Raw genomic sequence first — 19,094 nt, forward strand, 5'->3', positions numbered from 1 at the left:
AGTCGGCTGTCAGAGGGCCTGGTTAGCCTGGGCGCGGCTCAGGTCGGAGAGTGGGGGCTCGGTGCGGGACGTCGACATTGCTCGCTGGAGGTTGCGCAGCCAGCACCTGGTCCGGCCGCACGCCGGATCGGCGGACGAGGCGGTGGGCGCACTGCTCGCCGTCCAGGCGGAGAACCCGGGTCAGTCGGCTTGGGCGGTGGCCTCGCGCACGCCCGGTCCCGACCAGGCCGACCTGGCGGCTCTCCTGGACGACGGTGCCGTCGTGCGCACCCACGTCCTGCGCCCGACCTGGCACTACGTGCGGGCGGAGGACATCGGCTGGCTGCTCGAACTGACCGCCCCCCGCGTGCAGCGGATCACCGGCAAGCAGCTCCGCGACACCCACGGCCTCGACGCCCCCGCCATCGACCGCGCCACCGCCGCCGTCATGGAGGCACTGGAGAGCCGGGGGCACCTCACCCGCGCGCAACTGGCCGAGGAACTGCGCGAACGCGGAATCCAGGGCACCGGGCACATGGTGATGGTCCTGCTGGCCCACGCCGAACTGGACCGCCTGATCTGCAGCGGCCGAACCGTCGACGGCGAACACACCTACGCGCTGATGGCCGAACGCGTGCCAGCACACCTGCGCCTCTCCCGGGACGAGGCCCTGGCCGAACTCGCGCTGCGCTACTTCACCGGGCACGGCCCCGCAACGGAACGGGACCTCGCCTACTGGGCGACGCTCACCCTCACCGACGTGCGCGCCGGCCTGCGGCAGGTGCGCGACCGGCTCGGCTCTTTCGAGCACGACGGGCGCGCCTTCTGGCACGCCCCCGCAGAAGCCCCCGACCGGAGGCAGGACCCCGCGGGCCACCTTCTGCAGGTCCTGGACGAGACCTACCGCGGCTACCAGGACTCCCGCTGGGTACTGGACGCCGCCGAGATCGTGCCGCGCGCCCGGGAGGCGGCGATCGGCATGGCTCTGGTCGACGGACAACTCCTCGCCTCCATGCGCCGCACCCTCGGCCGCGACCGTGTGCGCTTCGACCTGCGGCCATACCGTCCGCTGACGCTCTCCGAGTACGAAGCCCTGGACCAGGCCGCCGGACGGTACGCCGAATACCTGGGCCTCAAACCCGAGATCACCTACCAGTGACCGCGGGGGCACGAGCGCCGGACGCGCGTCCGGCGACCAGGGACGCAGGTCGCCGCTGTCAGGCGGGTTTGCCGGCGCGGTATTCGAGGGCCTCGGGTATCTCGTTGTATTCCAGGAGATGGTTCCCCGCGATCCGCTCAAGGGCGGTGCGGACCTCACCTGGCGTCGCGTAGAAGAACTCCCTGCGAAGGTTGACCTGGTTGACGCGGCGCTCCGCGAACTCCTGATGCAGGCTGTTCTCCAGCCCGACGGCGTCGTCGCTGAAGATGAGCGCGTGGACGTCGAAACGGAAGGGCACTGAGGCGTCGCCCAGTTCGCGGACCCGGTCCATCGGCTCCAGGCGCCGCGTCATCCCTATCTTCACCATCCGCTCGCCGAAAGCACCGATGTTGGAGATCACGTACACGTACCCGGCGCGGACGTTGGCGGCGCGGCCCTCCACATCGGAGATGGCCGATTCCACGTCGGCGAGCTTCGCCCGCAGATCGGCGGCGCCGCCCGCGTCCCCGTTCGCCTCCAAACGCGCGAGCGCCGACTCGACGTGCGAACGCTCCTTGAGCAGCCGGGCCTTCTCGCGCTCGAACTCCTTGCGGGCCTTCTCCTCCTCGCGCTGCCGCTCGCGCTCGGCCCGGACCCGTTCCTTCTCCTCCTCGACCTTGGCCAGATGATCCGCGGTCAGGCGCAGCTCCTTGACACGGATCGACCGGTACTCCCGGCTGACCCGGATGTCCATGGTCTTGCCGAGCCGCTCGATCGTCTGCGCGCTCTTGTCCAGCCGCTCGATCGCCGACTGCAGCTTGTAGGGGCGCATCGTCCGGACCAGGTTGTCGGCCTCGGCGTTGTAGGCGCGCAGCATCAGCTTGGAGAAGTCCCGCACCATCTTCCCGCCCTGCGCAGCCGAACCGTTCACCGTCCAGTTCGTGGCACCGACGACCGCCTTGCCCGTCCGCGCCATGGCCTTGATGCGATCCTTCACCTTCGCGAGCTCGGCCTTGTAGGCGACGACGTCCGCCAGCGGATGCTGGTACTCGTAGACGCCCGCCTCCTGCAAGAGCGCCAGATCCTCCGTCTCGGTGATCGACTTCCGGACGCGCTGCAACTCGGCGTGCAACTCGGTGCGCTTGCGTTCGGCGTCGGCGACCTCACCGCGCAACCGCTCCAGTTCCGCCGCCACCCGGGGCGCGTCCAGGCCCCCGAGCCGCTGCAGCCATCCGCGCAGCTCGGCGTTCTCGGCCTCCAGCTCCTCGATTCGCTGCTTGCGGGTACCGAACGCCGCCCTGCCCCTTTGCCCGTTGGGCGCCCCGTGCGGAAGCGGCGCCGGCTCGACGGCCGGCGGAACCGGCGGCGGCCCGCTCTGCTGCTGCGCGGGAGGCGGCGGGAGCACGCCGGGCGGCGGTGCCTGGACGGGGTCCGGCGTCCAGAACTGCCAGCCCGGCGGTGCGGGAGGCCAGCTCGCGTCGGGCATCCAACCGGGCGGCGGCGTCCAGCCCGGCGGCGGCGCCGGCCAGCTCGGCGGCGGGTTGTACCGCCACCCGGCCGCATGAGGCGCAGGGGGGACGGCCGGGGACGGAGCCGGAGGCGGCTGCATCACGGGCGCGGCAGGCGGCGGAACGGGCGGCGCCGCCTGCGGTGCCGGAAGAACGGGTTCCGGACGAGCCGGGCCCACCCGTCCGGCGAGGTTCTGGACGATCTCGGTGAGTCGCGGGGCGTCCTGGTCGTGCACGTCACCGAAATCGGTATCGGCTCCCGCCCCGTCCACGACCACGAAGAACCAGCGCTGCTTGTACGACTTCCGCGTCTGGACGGAGGCGACCACCGCGATGTCGATCTCCTGGCGCGGCCCCTCCTTGGCGAGTTCGGCGACGGTGAAGCCGAGGACCCGGCGGTCGGTGACGGCGATGTGGGTGAGCGTCGGGAGAGCCTTGACGGTGGTCGCGAGTGCCCTCACGCTCTCGCCCTCCCGTAGGAAGAACCGCAACAGGCTCAAGGCACGCTCGGCGTCACCGGGATCGACCTCCGCGCCGATGTAGTCCGGACGCGGGATCTCCTGCAGTGCCATGAATTCCTCGCAACGTCATCTCTGAGCGAGACGAGGACCCGGTCCGGTGCCGCGACCCCCGTGTCGCCACGGTCAGAACACATCGAGGGGAGCACCCGACCCTCCTGGGACGACCCGACGGCGATCCCGGTTTACGCACCGCCACTGACCGCATCCGGCAACCGTGCATCCCGGAGCCCTGCACGGCCGACCGAATAAGCCACTAATCCGCAGAACCTCTCAGAGGATGATTTGCGCCCCCGGAAGGCCACGTCCGTCCGCATGCGGACGCCGTAGGAGAACCGCCGGGAACTGTCGGCCGCCTGCCCTAGCCTTACTGGAATCCGACCAATGGTGTTCGGAGGGCGGTCATGGCGGGGCGCTGGATCACGAAGAACGGTCGACCGGTTCGGATCGACGACGGTGGCGGGGGAAAGATCGTCGTGGCCGGACTGGCCGCGATCATGATGGCGGGAAGCGGCGGAGTCGTCGGCGGTGCCGCGGGCGCGGGCGACGCCCCCTCGCTGAGCGCGAAGACCATCAATGCCCGCAAGGGGGATGCGAAACGTTCCGCGCGCAAGGGGAACGCCGACAAGGCATGGCGGCGCCTGGGCATGCGGCAGATCAGACGGTCGCGTGACCACCCAAGGGCGGGGTGTGTGCGCGTCACCTGGGGTGAAGTGCAGCAGGCGGCCATCCGCAATCCATGCACCTCGCTGGATCGGAGACTTATCGCGATCGCCGACCGGAGCGGGAACACCGCCCTGATCTCGGTCGCTTGGGCAAGGTTCCGCAACAACGGTGACCGGCGACGCTTCCAGCGGGTGATCGACGTTTACGGCACGGGCGACATCAAACCACTGGCCGCGAGCAAGCTCGGCTTCGCCGATATCCGGTTCACCGGTCGCTTTTACCATTCGATCCCGAAAATGGCGCGGCTCACCGTCGCCGAAGCCGAGGCGGTCAAGGGCACTTTCAACCCCGAAGTGCTGGACGGCTTCGCCCAGGTCGCAGCCGAACTGCCGAGCCCACCGAACAACCGAAGGCGCCGCTGATCCGCCACGGCGCAGCGACCAGTGCGCAGCCCCCTCCGCGCCATCCTTCTCAGCCCACACCGCCAGGGGCGCTACGTGCTCGTGTGCCGGGAGCGGGCTTCGTGCATCTCCGCCTCGTGGTGGACGGCCCAGTCGGCCAGTGCCGACAACGGTTCGAGCAGTGTGCGGCCGAGCGGGGTCAGGCTGTATTCCACACTGGGCGGCACGGTCGGGTGGACATCGCGTCGTACCAGCCCGTCGTTTTCCAGGCCGCGCAGGGTCCGGGTCAGCATGCGTTGGCTGATGCCCTCGATGGCTCGGTGCAGCTCGTTGTAACGGTGCGGGCGGCCCCCGAGCAGGACCACGAGCAGCATGCTCCACTTGTCGCCCAGGCGCCGGAACACCTCCCCTACCGGACACGCGGCCAACTCGTCCGCAGGCACCGGGCGGGGCAGGTCGTGCGCGAGCACCGAAGGAACACCGGTGTGCGTAGCGGACATGAAACTGCCTTCTTTCGTCCTCCGACAGGGCGGCCCATGATCAGAGCCTGCCGCTTTCGACCCTAAGGAGTGACACCGTGCCGGACCATCCCGCCAAGACCGTCATCATCAGCGGTGGCACCACCGGCATGGGCCGGGCGGTCGCCCTGGAACGGTTGGCGAGGGGCGACCACGTCACCGTGATCGGCAGCAGCCAGACCAGGGGACGCGCCCTGCTCGACCAGGCCGCCGACCCGAACCTGCGGTTCCTGCGGGCGGACCTGTCCTCGATCGCCGAGGTCGAACGGGTCGTCGCCCACATTCGCGAGCGGCACCGGGCCATCGACGCGCTGGCGCTGTTCGCCAACCGGGTGAGCCCCAAACGCAGGCAGACCCCGGACGAACTGGAGTACACCTTCGCCCTGTACTACCTGAGCCGCCATCTGCTCGGCCACCGGCTGAGCCCGCTCCTGGACGCCGCTCCCCACCCTGTGATCATCAACGTGGCCGGCGTCGGCAACACCGCGGGACGGATCTTCTGGGACGACCCGCAGCTGACGCGCCGCTACGGCCAGGTGCGCGCCCAACTCCAGGCCGGCAGGGCCAACGACCTGCTCGGTGTCGCATTCGCGGGCCAGGCCGAGAGCAAGGCCCGTTATGTCCTCTACCATCCCGGATTCACCCGCAGCGGAGCCGACTCCCACCCGAACCCGCTTGCCCGAAACGCCATCAAGCTGCTCGCGAGGCTCTTCGCCCGCCCCGTCACCGACGCGGTTCGGCCGATCGTCGAATGGATCGACCGGCCACCCGCCGACCCGCTCTCGGCGATCGACCGCGGCAAGCCCGTCGACCTGTCCCTGAAAACCTTGAATCCCGACGCCGCCGCCCGCCTCGCCGCCTACACCGAAGAGCTACTGCGCAACCGCGACCACTGACACTCCAGCCGCGTTCAGCGACCGGCAAGCCGGCGTTGCCTCGGTGCCCGTCCGACCGACCTGCTGGAGCCACTCGACCTGCGCGGCGCCGCTGACCACTACGCCGAACGGTTGTGGGAGGGGGCCGGTGGATCCAGCCACAGGCGCGGCGCGTCAGGGTGCGGAGCCGTCGTAGGAAGGACAGGATCCCGGCGGTACCGGTCGACCAGCCGCCGCTGCTCTCGCGGCCGGTGGTGTCGGGGAACACCGGGGCGTCGGCCGTGCCCCCGGCTCTCACGAGGACGAGGTCGGCGACCCGCTCCGCTTGCCGCAGGTGTGCCCGGTCCCCGGTGCTCTGGGTGAGATCGAGGAAGAACTCCCCGATACCTGCGAGTCCGCAGCACTGGGTGAGGGCGTACATGCGCGGCGCCAGATCCTCGCAGGCCAGGGCGGCGTCGCGGACCAGGGTGAGGTGACCGTCCTCGCCCAGGTCGCGTGCGGCCCGTGCGAGGGACGCGCCGATGCCCGACAGCCCCTGGCAGAACGACGCGTGCATCGGCTTGGCCGAGGCCGACCGGGCGGCCTCGATCAGCGGGACGAGGTGCTGGGCGAGGGTGTCGCACTTCTTGCGCAGGACAGGGACGTCATGGTTGTGCGGATCGTCGACGAGCCAGGTGGGGCCCAATCCGGTCGCGGCGTAGAACAGCGTGGCGCCCAGGGAGAAGTAGTCGGCCTCCGCCGTGGGGAGGTCGTTGCGCTCCTGCTCAGGCGGGCTGTAGCCGGGCGTCCAGCCGTACAGGTGCGGGTCCTCGGCGTGGCTGATCTCGAAGTCCACCAGGCAGGGACGGCCGGTGGCGTCGTCCAGGACGATGTTGTTGGGATTCAGGTCGCGTACCAGCACGCCTCGCTGGTGCACCTCGTCGAGGAGTTCCAGCAGGGCGGTGGCCAGAGCGCGCAGGCTGCGACCGCGCGGCGCGGGGTCGGCGGTGTAGAGGCCGTTGTCGCCGACGTCCCGGCCGAGCGGGGGCGCGCCCATGTCCGTGATGGCCAGGTACTCCTGGTCGTCGTGGCAGAAGTGGTCGATCACCCGCGGGACGCCGTCCACCTCTCGCAGCAGTTCCAGGACGTAGCGTTCGTTGCGCAGGCGCATCCGCGAATCGCGGCCGTGGGAGTCCTCGTCGACGTAGGCCCGCGCCTCCTTGACGATCACCGGCCGGTCTTCGGTGGTGTCGATCGCCCGGTACACCCAGCCCTTCCCGTTCCGGGTCAGGCCGCGCTCCACCTGGTAGCGCCCGCCCAGGACGACGACCGGCGCCGCGTTTCCCTCGGTCCCCTCGTTCGAGGCGATCTCTCCGGTGAGCGGGTCGGCGGCCCAGTCGGGCTGCCAGTACGAGTCGTCCGCCGCGCCCTGCCGGGTCGTCCCGTCGGGAGCGGTGACCACCAGTTCGAGGTCCCCGTTCTCGTCGACCGCGTAGGAGGAACCGAAGGGCCCGTACCGGTAGTACACGGGGGAGTCGGGCCGGACGCGCCGGTCACTGCGGATACGGGGCCCCTCCAGGCCCGCAAGGTCGTCGGCGAGCCTGTGGGCCAGGCCCGCCACGTGCTCGGGGGCCGCGTAGACCGTCACCGCCTTGCCGATCGAGCCGGGATGGGTGGTGGAGGAGTTGAGGCTCCGCAGCCGCCGCCCGGATCGGATGATCTTGAAGTGGCACGGGGTGGCCAGCACGGCGGGCAGCATCCGCCGGACCGTCTCCAGCAGCGTCGTGGGCCGCGCCGACAGATGGATCTTCCAGCCCTGGCGTGGGAGGTGGAAGGCCGGGTCGCCCACGGTCAGCCACGTGTCCTGGCTGGAGATCGCCCGGCCACTGCCGGCGATCCGCCCGGTCACCTCGGCGCGGAGATCCTTCTCTTCCGGGAGGGGGTCGAGTCCAGCGGGCATGTTCGTGCCTTTCTGAGTGGTGTCCAGGTGCCGGGCAATCCCGCCCCGTGCAGGCCGAGGGGCCATCGCGATCGATGGCCCCTCGTGTTCTGGACGGTGCCCTTGGAAGTCCCGTGGGGACGCCGCGGGCACCGGCCGGTGAACTTAGCGCTGGGTGCTGAAGTCGTCGCACAAGCGGGTGAGGCCCCAGTGGCAGACCGTGCACGAGGCGGCCTGGTACTCGGGCGTCTCGGACGGCACCTCGACCAGGGCGTCGAACTGGATCGAGCCGGCGTCGCGCGGCTGCAGGATTGCGGACACGATGACCTCCTTGAATGTTGCTCTGCGTAACGTTGTAATTACGGACAGTGGCGTCCGTCTCACTCGTCCCTGACGGGTCAAGGGGTGTCAAACAGACCGGAAGTGGCAGGTAGTTCAAGATTGTTCACGAAATCTCGCCGGTGCGACGACGGCCTGCAGGCCACCGACGGCGCCGTCGCGGCCGTGCGCGCCCGAGGGCTGGCCAAGTCCTATAAGGGCAGGCCGGCCGTGCGCGGCGTCGACCTGACCGTCGCCGCGGGAGAGACCTTCGGTTTCCTCGGGCCCAACGGCGCGGGAAAGTCGACCACCATGGCCATGCTGTGCACCATGACGGCCCCCTCGGCCGGGCAGGCATGGATCGCCGGCCACGACGTGGGCGCCCACCCCCATCAGGTGCGGCGCCGCATCGGGTTGATCTTTCAGGACACGACCCTCGACCAGTCGCTCACCGCCTGGGAGAACCTGCGGTTCCACGCCCGCCTTCACGGCATCAGCACCGCCGTCGCCCGGGAGCGCGCCCGAGAACTGCTGGAGCTGGTGGACCTCGACGGGCGCAGCGACAGCCCGGTGCGCACCTTCTCCGGCGGGATGAAACGCCGGCTGGAGATCATCCGCGGCCTCATGCACCGTCCGCGCGTGCTGTTCCTGGACGAGCCGACCGTCGGCCTCGACCCGCAGGCACGAGCCCAGATCTGGGAGCACCTGCGCCGGCTGCGCCAGAGCGAGCGCATCACCCTGTTCCTGACGACCCACTACCTGGACGAGGCCGAGCACTGCGACCGCATCGCCATCATCGACGACGGTCGCGTCATCGCCGAGGACACGCCCGGCGGGCTGAAGTCCGTGCTCGGAACCGACCGCGTCGAACTCCGGTCGAGCGACGACCGGGCCGCCGCCGCGCAGTTGCGCGAGACGTTCGGGCTGCGGGCCGAGGAGCGGTCCGGCGGGCTTTCGGTCCGGGTGGACGACGGAGCGGCCTTCGTCCCCCGGATGTGCGCGAACCTGGACGTCGCCATCGAGTCGGTCACGGTCGTGCGGCCGAGCCTGGACGAGGTGTTCTTCCACTACACCGGACGCGGCATCCGCGAGAGCGAGGCCGGATCGTGACGGCGGCCGCGTCCCCCCTTCCAGGCACCGGAGGACTCGCCGGCGAGCTGGCCGCCCTTCAGGCGATCTGGCACCGCGACATGCTTCATTACTCCCGCGACCGCGTGAAGATCGTGGTCACCCTGATCCAGCCGGTGCTGATGGTGGCGTTCCTGGGCGGCGCGCTCGCCACACTGCTCCCCGCCTCCCCGGGAGGCGCCGACTACCGCACGTTCCTGTTCCCGGGCATGCTGGTGATGACGGTCCAGGCACCGGCGATCTCGGCCGGCGCCTCGCTGGTCGCCGACCGCCAGATGGGATTCCTGCGCGAACTGATCGTCGCCCCGGTGCGCCGGGAGACGCTGCTGGTCGGCAGATGCCTCGGCGGCGCGACCATCGCCACCTGCCAGGGGGCACTGCTGCTGCCACTGGCCGCGATCGCGGGCCTCCCCTACAAGCCCGCCATGCTGGCGCTGCTGCTCGCGGAGCTGGCCGTCGTCGCCCTGGCGATGACCGCCTTCGGCGTCCTGCTCGCCGTGACGATCAGTAACGCGGAGACCTTCTACGCCGTGATGGGCATCCTGACGACACCGATCGTCTTCCTGTCCGGGGCGATGTTCCCGGTGGGCGGCCTGCCTGGCTGGCTGGCCTCGGCGGTGATCGTCAACCCGGTCAGCTACGCGGTCGACGCGTTGCGCCGGACCATCACCGCACACCTGGCCGTCCCCGCGTCCGACCCCCTGTTCGACGGCCCGCGCTGGGGCGGTTGGCAACCACCGGTGATCCTCGAACTCGCGGGCCTCGCGCTCGGCGGGATCATCATGCTCGTCTGGGCCGCCCGGCGCTTCAGCCGACCCGATTGACCGACCGGAAGCCGGAAACATCGCCCGCTGACCGACCTGTTCCCCGAGCAGCGTGCTGAACGCCGCTGCCCCGTAAACCGGAACACTCGCTCGTAGACCCGTCCGGCCGATGCCTAGGGGCAGCGTCGAACGCCCGCACCGCGGCATGAGCCGCGGGCGCCACTGCCGATTGGACGGTGTTCCCCGGGGAGGCGAGCGTCGCCAACCGAAGGACGTAACGCGGATGGCCGTGTGGAGCGTCGCGGGCGGCGTCAGGAGGACGGCCTATCCGGGTCCTAGCTGTCACGCGTGGGGACGGTCCGGAGACCACGGCGTGCCACGCGGTCGCCGTCGCGGGAGGCGCGAGCGTCGCGCCACGTTTGCAACGCATAGCGCGGCGGGTGGCGGAGGCAGAGGTGTCGGCTGGCCTGGGGGCTGTGGGACAGCGGACGGGTGTGGGCCGTGCTCAGGGGAGGTGTGCGGCGGGTCGTCCGGGTCGGGGGGCGCGACGACTCGCCGCTACTCGGCGGGGCGGGGTTGCCGGGATGGTCGGTGCCGGACGGTCAGTGGGGTGCCGGCGGCGGACTGGACGGCCGTGCGCAGGACCGCGCGAGTCAGCAGGAGGACGGGACCATCCGGGTCCTTACTGTCACCACACACAGTGAGGAGAGGTCATGAGTCAGGCGGCGGAAACGAGATGGTGGTGAAGCAGGACCTCGCGGTCGTCGCGGAGGTCCGGGAGTTCGTGCGGCTGGTCACCGGCCAGTGGGGCATGGACGACTTCGTCCCGTGCCTGGTGGCGAGCGAGCTGGTCACCAACGCGCTCCGCTACGCGTCCGAGGAGGACGGCGACGTGACCTTGCGCCTGGATCGCACCGAGGACGGCGCGCTGTGGATGGAGGTCCAGGACGCCACCAACGACCTACCGCGCATGCTGGAGACGGACACGGTCAGCGAGACGGGCCGCGGCCTGTTCATCGTCGACCAGTTCGCCCGCCGCTGGGGCATCCGAGCCCTGTCCGACAACGCCGGCAAGATCGTCTTCGCGGTCCTCGACCGTTCATGAAGGCCGCGCGAGGGCACCCTTCAGGCCACCCCTCTGCTACCTGTAGCTGGGCGTATGTCGCTGGCAAGGCCCAGAGCCGCCTCAAGTCGAGCGAGCTCGTCCAGCGCCGCGAAGGGGGACGAGGGCACTCCGCCGCCGTCCCGTGAACACCATGTGCTCACCAGACACGGGAAGAAGGACATCTGGAGCGCGACAGGGACCTCGTCCGAGATTGAGATCTTGGATGAAGTCCCTGGTCGAAGTGGCGGAGGATCGGGGATTTGAACCCCGGATGGGCTTGCACCCAAACCGCATTAGCAGTCCCATCTACGCGGTCATCGAAGGTTCATTTCCATGATCTACAGTCCGGTACGTCCAGGTAGAAGTACATATGGATACCGCGGCATTCGGCCCGGTCCTCGCCCCTCCGGCCCCCCATCGGCCCCCCAGTCACCTCACGCAGACCTCCTCGAAGGGGCAATGAGGGGGCTGCGGAACTGCTCGCGGAAGGCCGCACCGTCACCGGGGTGAACCTTGATGGGGTGATGAGAACCAGAAGGGTGAGGACCGGCTGTCAATGATCTTGGAGTGCGAACCCTCGCAGGGGCGATGAGGACCGCGCCGGACCACATGGTCGCGGTCCGCCGCTACATGTTGCGAACCCTCGTAGGGACGATGGGGATCGTCTACATGCTTTCCGGCGGGTCCGGTCACGTCCAGCGGAGTGGTGTAAGAGTCGCCTCCGCGTGATCCTGTTTCTGCAGGTTAAGCGGTGAGTTCTCGCTTGCCGATCTTGGGGTCGGGCGTGTTGCCCTCGATTACTCGAAGGCGGGCTTTGGCAAGGAATTCCAGGCCCATGTAGGGGCGGGCCTCGGTCCATTCGTCGGTTTGCTCCATTAGCAAGGCGCCGACGAGGCGGACGATCGCGGCGCGGTCGGGGAAGATACCGACCACGTCGGTGCGCCGGCGGATCTCCTAATAAAGGCTGAGCGGCCGGTGCTCGGAGCCAGCGGGCCTGTCCGTTCGCCGTGGGGGTGCCGCTCTGATGCCTGCGGATCTCTGGACTGTGAGCTCTTGAACAAGGCCGGCGCAGAGCGGCACTCCTGGACGGTTGATCGAGTGAATCGACGTATCACGGCGTGTTTTTGCCATGTCTTGTCGCCGGTCGCGGCAGGTTGCTGATCGTGGTTCGAGCCCGCCCGCGCGGCGCGGACCCCCAGGACTCCCGAGCCATCGAGCTCTGTGCGAAGACCGGGGCCGTGCGGGTTGCTGGGATCGCGAACGGCTCAATCGGAGGGAAGGCCTCGAGCCTTGTTATTAGGATGCTGCGCGGTCTCGCCAGGTCTCTGGCCTGCAGGGATATCAGTTGTTCGGGGGGAGGATGAAGGGACAGTCACACGTGAGCATGTTCTGCGGGATCGACTGGGCTGAAGGCCACCATGACATCGCCTTGGTGGACAATGACGGCCGGCTGGTGGCCAAGCGGAGGATCCCGGAGACGGTCGAGGGATTCGCCGAGCTGGCGGAGATGCTGGGGGCCGCCGGTAACAGCGCCGAGGCACCGATCCCGGTGGCGATCGAAACACCTCGCGGGCTGCTGGTGGCGGCGCTGCGAGCCACCGGCAGGCGGGTCTACTCCATCAATCCGATGGCCGTCGCCCGCTATCGGGAACGCTACTCGGTCGCCCGCAAAAGTCCGACCACATCGATGCGATGGTGCTCGCCAACATCCTGCGCACCGACGCCCACGCGCACCGGGCCCTGCCCGAAGACTCCGAGCTGGCCCGCGCGATCGCCGTGCTTGCCCGCGTCCACCAGGACGCAACGTGGCGACGCACCCGCATCTCCAACGAACTACGGTCGCTGCTGCGGGAGTACTACCCGACCTTCCTGGCAGCCTTCAAGGGGCAGACCTCAGGCCTGACCAGCCGCGAAGCCCGAGCGGTGCTGAGGATCGCTCCCAACCCGATGGTCGCGGCCAAGCTGTCGCGACCTAAGATAGCCGCCGCGTTGCGCCGGTCGGGCCGACGCCGCTGTGTCGATGACCTGACCGCCCAGATCCAGCAGGCGCTTCGCCGACCGCATCTGCAACAGCCGAGCCTGGTCGAACAGGCCATGGGCGAGCAGGCCCTGGCGCTGCTGGCCGTCCTGGACGCCGAATGCTCCAACGTCGACTGCCTTGGCAACGCGGTCGTCCAGGCGTTCCAGCAGCACCCCGACCATGCCGTGATCAGCAGCTTTCCCGGCCTGGGCGACACGCTGGGTGCCCGTGTCCTGGCCGAGATCGGCGACGACCGCGACCGGTTCGGCGACGCACGGGCGATCAAGGCCTATGCGGGGTCGGCGCCTGTCACCCGAGCATCCGGGAAGAGCATCTCGATCACGCACCCGCGTGTTAAGATAACCGGCTCGCCGCCACCGGCTTCAGCTGGGCGTTCATGGCCCTCATCAACCATCCTCCGGCACGCCAACACTACGAGCGGCGGCGCACCACCGGCGACAAACACCCCGCGGCCCTGCGACACCTGTTCAACCGGATGATCGGCCAGTTCTATCACTGCCTCCAGACCGGCCAGGCATATGACCCAGCCAAAGCATTCTCCGCCCAACTCCCCACAGCCGCTTGACGAACAACCACTATCGGAGGTCTTGTTCAGCCGCTCCTGGGGAGTGTTCGACCAGATCTGCCGCCACAGCTGCCGCGGGAAGGCGGTGAAGGCCAGCAGGTCGTCGCGGGCGGCGTCCAGGTGCTCGGCTGCCTCCGGGCGCTTGGCCTCCAGCGAGGCGACCACGCGGGCGTGCTGGACGTGGACCTCTTCGGCGGCGGGCGGGTCGAAGAGACTGCGCACCAGCGTCGCCACCCACGGCTGCGCCGACTTGGGCACGCGGGTGAGCAGGTTGCGCAGGTAGTGCGTGCGGCACCGCTGCCAGCCCGCGCCAGGCAGTGTGGCGGCGATCGCCTCGATCAGGCCGCGGTGGGCGTCGGAGATGACCAGCTGGACGCCGGTAAGGCCGCGGGCCACCAGGCCGCGCAGGAACGCCAGCCAGCCGGCGCCGTCCTCGGCCGAGGTGACCTTGACGCCGAGGATCTCGCGGTGCCCGTCGGCGTTGACGCCGGTGGCCACCAGCACGTGGACATTGACGATGCGGCCGCCCTCGCGGACCTTCTGGGTCAGGGCGTCCACCCACACGAACGCATACGGGCCGCCCTCCAGCGGCCGGTTGCGGAACGCGGCGACCTGCGCGTCCAGCACCTTGGACATCTCGCTGACCTGGCTTTTGGAGATGCCTTGATGCCCATCTGCTCCACCAGCTTGTCCACCCGCCGCGTGGACACGCCCAGCAGATAGCTGGTGGCGACCACGCTCATCAGGGCTTGCTCGGCCCGGCGACGCCGCTCGAGCAGCCACTCGGGAAAGTACGAGCCGCTGCGCAGTTTGAGGATTGCCAGCTCCACGGTGCCGGCGCGAGTATCCCAGTCCCACTGCCGATACCCGTTGCGGCGATTGACCCGCCCGTCCTAGCGCTGCCCGTAGCCGGCGCCGCAGACCGCGTCGGCCTCCGCACTCATGAGCGCCTCGGCCATCGTCTTGACCATCGACCGCAGCAGATCCGGCTCACACGCCCCGATCTGCTCGGCAATCCACTCGGCAGGGTCCACACTGTTGTCCACGGCCACCGCGTTCCTCTCCTTCGTTCTTAATCATCCATCTCGAAGGATCTACGCGGTGGCCGTCTCACGTCACGACGCCACGCTCTTCAGCAGCGGAAACTCGTACACCACCTCCGTGGACGCAACCGCATTCTCATTCGGCCCGTGCTGCCGCAAGGAAGGCCCGGGCCATCATCGCGGGCCCGCGCTCCAGAAAGTGGAGCCGGAACGCGAAGCCTGTGCGGTTGCATCCGTGGTAGCCGGACAACGGATGTGGCCGCGAGCGTGAAAGAACCGTCGCCTTTGGACACGACGGCCATCTCGGTGCTGCGGTCCTGGCACGAGCGCCAACGAAAGGAGTCCCTCGCCGTCGGAGCCGGCAGTCGACTCGGGTCGTGTGGTCACCCGACCGGACGGCGAGCCTCTCCGTCCCCCAGTGGATCTCCACGCGGTTCGACGACCTCATCGACAAGCATGGACGTGTCCGCCGGAGGCATGTCGAGGAGAGCTGGGCACCAGATCGCTCGGCAGCACCCCGTAAGCGAAAGGGCCGTTCGAGCGGCGACCCATGGCGTCCCGCTGCCGCCGATTCGCCTCCACGGCCTTGCGGCATGGAGCGGCCACACTGGCGCTGCTCGGCAGGGTCAAAATAGAGGTGATCAGTGAGGACGCTGGGGTACTCGCGTCACTCGTTCGTCTTCCGACACCTATACCTCCGTCCTTCCAGAGGTGGCGGAGCCGCTGCCGAGCCTGTCGCAGCCGTAGTCCGACGACGACCTGGCGGACGAGCAGTCGACGCCTCCGTCCCGCCAATCGCAATCCCACGGGCGGGCCGGCACAGGAGCCGACCCGAACACACAGGGTAGTCGTCCGTGTGATCCACTTCGATGCTCTGGCCTGGACGCCACCGGTGTCGTCATTCGACCATTCTGTATTTGCGAAGAGGTTTGCGCACACCCTCAAAAGTCGGTCTCACCTGCACAAGCTGCACCCTGAAGATCATCTGCAGTACCTTTCCAAAGGTTGCCTACAAAGAGGTTGGCGCATGATCTTGCAAATCCGCAGGTCAGGCTCCCATAATCTGAGGTGCTGTCGCAGCGCCTCAACAAAACCGCATCGGATTGAAAACAGGAACATCCGCGGCGCGCAGGTTCGAGTCCTTCGCCGCAGCGCTCAACGGAACCGCATGGGGTTGGAATCGAGACGTCACTGAGCTGTGGCGTCGCCCGCTTTCTTTGTAGCTCTTTTGCCCGTACTGCATTCCAGGCCGGTGTCCGCGCCTAAGTCGCGACCTCGTCTGGTGTCGAGGCCGTACCGGTTCCTCGTCGGAGGGCAGCAGGGCGCGGACTTTCTCTCGGGTAACGTTCAGTTGCTGAGCCATATGTAGCAGAGCAAACTCACGTTGCTGTATCCGTTGTTGAGGTAGTAGTCGTGTTCGTTACTTCCTGCAGCTGCAAAACCCCAACTCTGGCGCTCGTTTCGCATGGCGTAGAGCGGTGCAGTTCCAGGAACCGGGTTGCCGAAGCAAGAGAATGCTGTTGCTTGGACAGACCATCGCCCGGGTCCGGGTTTGGTCAGGTCGCGAGAGTAGTAGTAGGCCTTGTCCAGATTCGGCTGCCCGCAATTATTGTTGCAGTACCACTGGTTGATGTTGATCAGGCCGGGCACGTCGGGCTCACCGGGGTTGTAGACCATGCCGAGTGTGGTCTGGTCAGACCAGTCGCCGCCGTCGCTGGGCGCGCGGGGAGTCACGCTTAGATACCGGGCGTCCCTGCCTCTGAGTTTCCACCGGTTCAGCACAGTGGGTGCGACCGTCTCGTAGACGTATTCGACGGGAGTGTTCCCGGCGACTACCGCGCCTGGCTGTGGTTGCTGGCTATGGACGACGCCGACCTCACGAGTGGCCGCGTCCGCAACGCCGTTGCAGACAAGCTTGTACTGGGTGAGGGTCGCACAGGCCTGCTCGGGCGTCATGCGGCTGAGGTTCGGGACCTGTACCTGGCTTCCGCGCACGGGGTCGATATATGTCACTGTGACCGGTTCGCGCGTGCTTGCCTGCTGCTCCCCGAGTGGGGTCTGTGTGATCACCTTGCCGATGTCTGCGAGGGTTGCCGCCGTGCCACCGACGAGCTCTCGGGTGGTGAAGCCCGCCTTCTGAAGGGTTTGCCGCGCCTGCTCGATCGGCATGCCGACGACGTTCGGGACCAGAGACGGGCCGCAGACCGTGATCACCACTATGGAGTCCCGCTCGACATTGGTGGTTGCGGCGGGATCGGTGTGGGTGACCGTCCCGGGCGTGCAGGCGCCGGGTTTGGAGATCGCGCGGGGGCGCAGCTCCGCCTGTTTGATCAGGGCTTCGGCCTCGGATTGCGTTCTGCCCACGACGGCCGGGACGCCGACGGGCCGTTGCGGACGGGAGGCCGGGCGGCCCCTGCCATCGTCCTGCCCTCCGGGCCGCGGCCCGCCCCTGCCGCCGATGCCCGGACGCCCGATCACCGGACGCCCGGTCCCGGCCGACGGGCTCGTGACCGGGGTGCGTGGCCTGGACGGCGGCCCGCCCGGCGAGCGCACGTGGCCGTTCCCGTTCCCGTTCACGGGCGCCGGCTTGCCGGCCGGGAACTTCTTCGGGGTGCCGTTCCGGTCGAAGACCAGCACGTCGTCGCTGTACGGATCGTTGACCCAAACGCGTCCGTCACGGGCGAAGATTTCGAAACCGGGGGTTGGGCCGGAGACACGTACCCGTTCGGGAGGCTGCGACCGGCGCAGGGAGCGTAGGTCGTGGACCAGCACGACCTGCTCCTTCCTTTCGGGAAGATAGACGCGGCCGCGCGACACCACCGGCCGGCCGAACATGGCCCCGGGCCCGCTCACGCGGCCCGTTCGGATGGCGCCGGTGCCGAAATCGACCTTGATCAGTAGGCCCCCGGTCGCGGTGCGCGCCGCGACGACGAGGACGGGGCTGTCGGCGCCGGGAGCCGCCGCCGACACGGCGTCGGGGTCTTGGCGGGGAAGTCTGATCGTGCGCTGCGGGCCGTTCCGCCCGATCATCGTCGCCTCGCCGCGTTGCGGGCGGTAGATGATCGGACGGTCGTCGGCAAGGGTCAAGGTGATCTGCTCGCCGGGGTCGGTGACCTGGTACTGGCCGGTGACGCGGCCGCCGACGACGACGAACAACCGGCCGGTGGCGCGGGAGAACGCCCACGCCGTTCCGTGGCCGTCCACGACAAGCTGGCTCGCCGGGCCGCGCGGCGGCAGCGCGACGGGCATCTGCCTGGTACCGGACGGTCCTTCGAGGAGGGTGACATTGCCGTGAGGGTCGAGCACGTATGCGCTGCCGCCGCCGGCCGCGACGACGGTGTTGCGGCCTCCCGGGGCGGCTGAGCCTTCCTTGCTCACGGGCTGGGGCTGGAGGTCGGTGGTGGACAGGCGGTCCACGGCGCCGGTGCTCTTGTTGACTACATATAGGACACCTGGCGACAACTGGACGACTTCCAGCTGCTGCTTGCCCGTCGCCAGCCGGCGCGCGGTCTGGGCCTGTGCGTCCACCCGCTGGGCCGGAGCATTGATGCGCACGATGGAGTGGTCCTTCTGCATGTAGGCGCTGGCATCGTCGAAGGCGGCCTGCGAGGCGCGGTAGCCGCCGCCGAAGGTGACCGCGACGACCCCCGCCAGCAGAACGAACACCAGGGTGGCTCGGAGCAGCTTCTCCCGGGTGGACCCGCTCATCAGCTTTTCCCGGACTTTTCCGGACAATGTCCATCCTCCAGCTACAAACTGACATGAAGCGGTGGGATGCGGACGGCGCCGCATGGGGGTTCTGGTGGCGGCCGACGTCGGCACAGCTGAGAATAGGGTGCACCGTACGAAATTCGCAGCAGACCGCGATGGGGACGGGTTCCCACTTTCCGACCGAGATCATTTACGTGGACCATGCGAGGAGCGCTATGACCCCGGCGACCGTCTTTTCCGATGACCGGGCCTATCCGGTGGCCCCGGGAGAAACCCTGACCTTCGGCCGGTCGAAGGAATGCACGATCTGCCTCGACCCTGGCGACACGACCATCTCCCGGCGCGCTGGCAAGATCAGTTACGAGAGTGGTGGCTGGTGGCTGGCCAACCTCTCGTCCGGGAACCTTGCGGTCGTGGACGAAGTTGGCTTGCGCAGTGTCCTTGCCCCCAAGCGGCGCGTGGCGCTGGAGACGGTGACCAGGGTCATCGTGTCCGGGGCGGGGAACCGCAGCCACGCATTACGGGTCGAGGTGCCGACGACCACGGGCGCGGCGACCGAGTCCCTCGTCCCGGACGGCGACCCCACAGCGATCGGGGACGAGGTGCTCATCAGGCCGGCTGACCGCGACGCGCTGCTCGCGTTGTTCTCCGGCTACCTGGAGGACCCGCCGCGCTACAAGCCGTACCCGAGGACGTACGAGGCGGCGGCCGCCCTTCTCGGGTGGCCCCGTACCAAGCTGACCAAGCGGATCGAATACCTTCGCACCCGGCTGGACAAGGCGGGCGTGCCCAACATGATGGGCCACATCGCCCTCACCAACCTTGCCGAATACGTGCTCGCCAGGCGCCTGATCACCAAGGACGACCTTCACGCCTGGCGCCACTACCGGCGCTGACG

11 protein-coding genes and 4 pseudogenes are annotated in these 19,094 nt (G+C 68.7%); 8 read left to right on the forward strand and 7 right to left on the reverse strand.

The window, feature by feature from the left end; translation table 11 throughout:
* Positions 1 to 61 precede the first annotated feature (61 nt).
* Positions 62 to 1,138 (forward strand): winged helix DNA-binding domain-containing protein, encoded by a 1,077-nt coding sequence (locus tag IEZ03_RS13855; protein ID WP_184878572.1) that lies wholly within the window; start codon positions 62 to 64, stop codon positions 1,136 to 1,138.
* Between the two features lie 58 nt (positions 1,139 to 1,196).
* Here the strand turns inward: IEZ03_RS13855 and IEZ03_RS13860 are convergent, their stop codons facing one another.
* Positions 1,197 to 3,197 (reverse strand): SNIPE associated domain-containing protein, encoded by a 2,001-nt coding sequence (locus IEZ03_RS13860; RefSeq protein WP_184878575.1) that lies wholly within the window; start codon positions 3,195 to 3,197, stop codon positions 1,197 to 1,199.
* A 350-nt stretch (positions 3,198 to 3,547) separates the two neighbouring features.
* Here IEZ03_RS13860 and IEZ03_RS13865 point away from each other — a divergent pair, with 350 nt between their 5' ends.
* Positions 3,548 to 4,231 (forward strand): hypothetical protein, encoded by a 684-nt coding sequence (locus tag IEZ03_RS13865; protein ID WP_184878577.1) that lies wholly within the window; start codon positions 3,548 to 3,550, stop codon positions 4,229 to 4,231.
* Positions 4,232 to 4,302: 71 nt separating this feature from the next.
* Here the strand turns inward: IEZ03_RS13865 and IEZ03_RS13870 are convergent, their stop codons facing one another.
* Positions 4,303 to 4,710 carry a winged helix-turn-helix transcriptional regulator gene (locus IEZ03_RS13870; RefSeq protein ID WP_184878579.1) on the reverse strand — a complete coding sequence of 136 codons (408 nt, stop codon included), beginning with the start codon at positions 4,708 to 4,710 and terminating at the stop codon, positions 4,303 to 4,305.
* A 77-nt stretch (positions 4,711 to 4,787) separates the two neighbouring features.
* Between IEZ03_RS13870 and IEZ03_RS13875 the strand changes: the two genes are divergently transcribed.
* Positions 4,788 to 5,624 (forward strand): SDR family NAD(P)-dependent oxidoreductase, encoded by an 837-nt coding sequence (locus tag IEZ03_RS13875; protein WP_184878581.1) that lies wholly within the window; start codon positions 4,788 to 4,790, stop codon positions 5,622 to 5,624.
* A gap of 214 nt (positions 5,625 to 5,838) precedes the next feature.
* Here the strand turns inward: IEZ03_RS13875 and IEZ03_RS13880 are convergent.
* A pseudogene (locus IEZ03_RS13880) lies at positions 5,839 to 7,608 on the reverse strand (class III lanthionine synthetase LanKC N-terminal domain-containing protein); the annotation flags it as partial.
* A 78-nt stretch (positions 7,609 to 7,686) separates the two neighbouring features.
* The gene (locus IEZ03_RS13885; RefSeq protein WP_184878583.1) at positions 7,687 to 7,842 is read right to left on the reverse strand and encodes a hypothetical protein; all 156 of its coding nucleotides are present in this window, start codon (positions 7,840 to 7,842) and stop codon (positions 7,687 to 7,689) included.
* Positions 7,843 to 7,962: 120 nt separating this feature from the next.
* Between IEZ03_RS13885 and IEZ03_RS13890 the strand changes: the two genes are divergently transcribed.
* The 3 genes from IEZ03_RS13890 to IEZ03_RS13900 all read left to right on the forward strand — a co-directional run bounded on the left by IEZ03_RS13890 (position 7,963) and on the right by IEZ03_RS13900 (position 10,836).
* Positions 7,963 to 8,949 carry an ABC transporter ATP-binding protein gene (locus IEZ03_RS13890; protein WP_229808274.1) on the forward strand — a complete coding sequence of 329 codons (987 nt, stop codon included), beginning with the start codon at positions 7,963 to 7,965 and terminating at the stop codon, positions 8,947 to 8,949.
* Entirely contained in the window at positions 8,946 to 9,791 is an 846-nt protein-coding gene (locus IEZ03_RS13895; protein WP_184878585.1) for an ABC transporter permease, read from the forward strand. The genes IEZ03_RS13890 and IEZ03_RS13895 overlap by 4 nt, the downstream gene beginning before the upstream one ends.
* Before the next feature lie 676 nt (positions 9,792 to 10,467).
* A complete protein-coding gene (locus IEZ03_RS13900) occupies positions 10,468 to 10,836 on the forward strand; it encodes an ATP-binding protein (RefSeq protein WP_184878587.1) in 369 nt (122 codons plus the stop codon).
* 744 nt (positions 10,837 to 11,580) lie between these two features.
* On the opposite strand, the pseudogene IEZ03_RS13905 reads toward IEZ03_RS13900, so the two are convergent.
* Positions 11,581 to 11,790, reverse strand: a pseudogene (locus tag IEZ03_RS13905) (transposase); the annotation flags it as partial.
* Between the two features lie 406 nt (positions 11,791 to 12,196).
* Here IEZ03_RS13905 and IEZ03_RS38705 point away from each other — a divergent pair.
* Positions 12,197 to 13,442, forward strand: a pseudogene (locus tag IEZ03_RS38705) (IS110 family RNA-guided transposase).
* A 21-nt stretch (positions 13,443 to 13,463) separates the two neighbouring features.
* Here the strand turns inward: IEZ03_RS38705 and IEZ03_RS13915 are convergent.
* Positions 13,464 to 14,494: pseudogene (locus IEZ03_RS13915) on the reverse strand (IS256 family transposase); the annotation flags it as partial.
* Positions 14,495 to 15,832: 1,338 nt separating this feature from the next.
* The gene (locus IEZ03_RS13920) at positions 15,833 to 18,220 is read right to left on the reverse strand and encodes a PASTA domain-containing protein (protein ID WP_184878589.1); all 2,388 of its coding nucleotides are present in this window, start codon (positions 18,218 to 18,220) and stop codon (positions 15,833 to 15,835) included.
* 191 nt (positions 18,221 to 18,411) lie between these two features.
* On the opposite strand from IEZ03_RS13920, the gene IEZ03_RS13925 reads away from it, so the two are divergent.
* The gene (locus tag IEZ03_RS13925; protein ID WP_184878591.1) at positions 18,412 to 19,092 is read left to right on the forward strand and encodes an FHA domain-containing protein; all 681 of its coding nucleotides are present in this window, start codon (positions 18,412 to 18,414) and stop codon (positions 19,090 to 19,092) included.
* The last annotated feature ends 2 nt before the right edge of the window (positions 19,093 to 19,094 follow it).

Source organism: Actinomadura livida, from assembly GCF_014648675.1.
In the GTDB taxonomy this organism is placed as follows: domain Bacteria; phylum Actinomycetota; class Actinomycetes; order Streptosporangiales; family Streptosporangiaceae; genus Spirillospora; species Spirillospora livida.

Coding starts and splice junctions, on each gene's coding strand:
- IEZ03_RS13865 (WP_184878577.1), top strand. CDS start 3,548: ATGGCGGGGCGCTGGATCACGAAGAACGGTCGACCGGTTCGGATCGAC.
- IEZ03_RS13870 (WP_184878579.1), bottom strand. CDS start 4,710: ATGTCCGCTACGCACACCGGTGTTCCTTCGGTGCTCGCGCACGACCTG.
- IEZ03_RS13900 (WP_184878587.1), top strand. CDS start 10,468: ATGGTGGTGAAGCAGGACCTCGCGGTCGTCGCGGAGGTCCGGGAGTTC.
- IEZ03_RS13925 (WP_184878591.1), top strand. CDS start 18,412: ATGACCCCGGCGACCGTCTTTTCCGATGACCGGGCCTATCCGGTGGCC.
- IEZ03_RS13860 (WP_184878575.1), bottom strand. CDS start 3,197: ATGGCACTGCAGGAGATCCCGCGTCCGGACTACATCGGCGCGGAGGTC.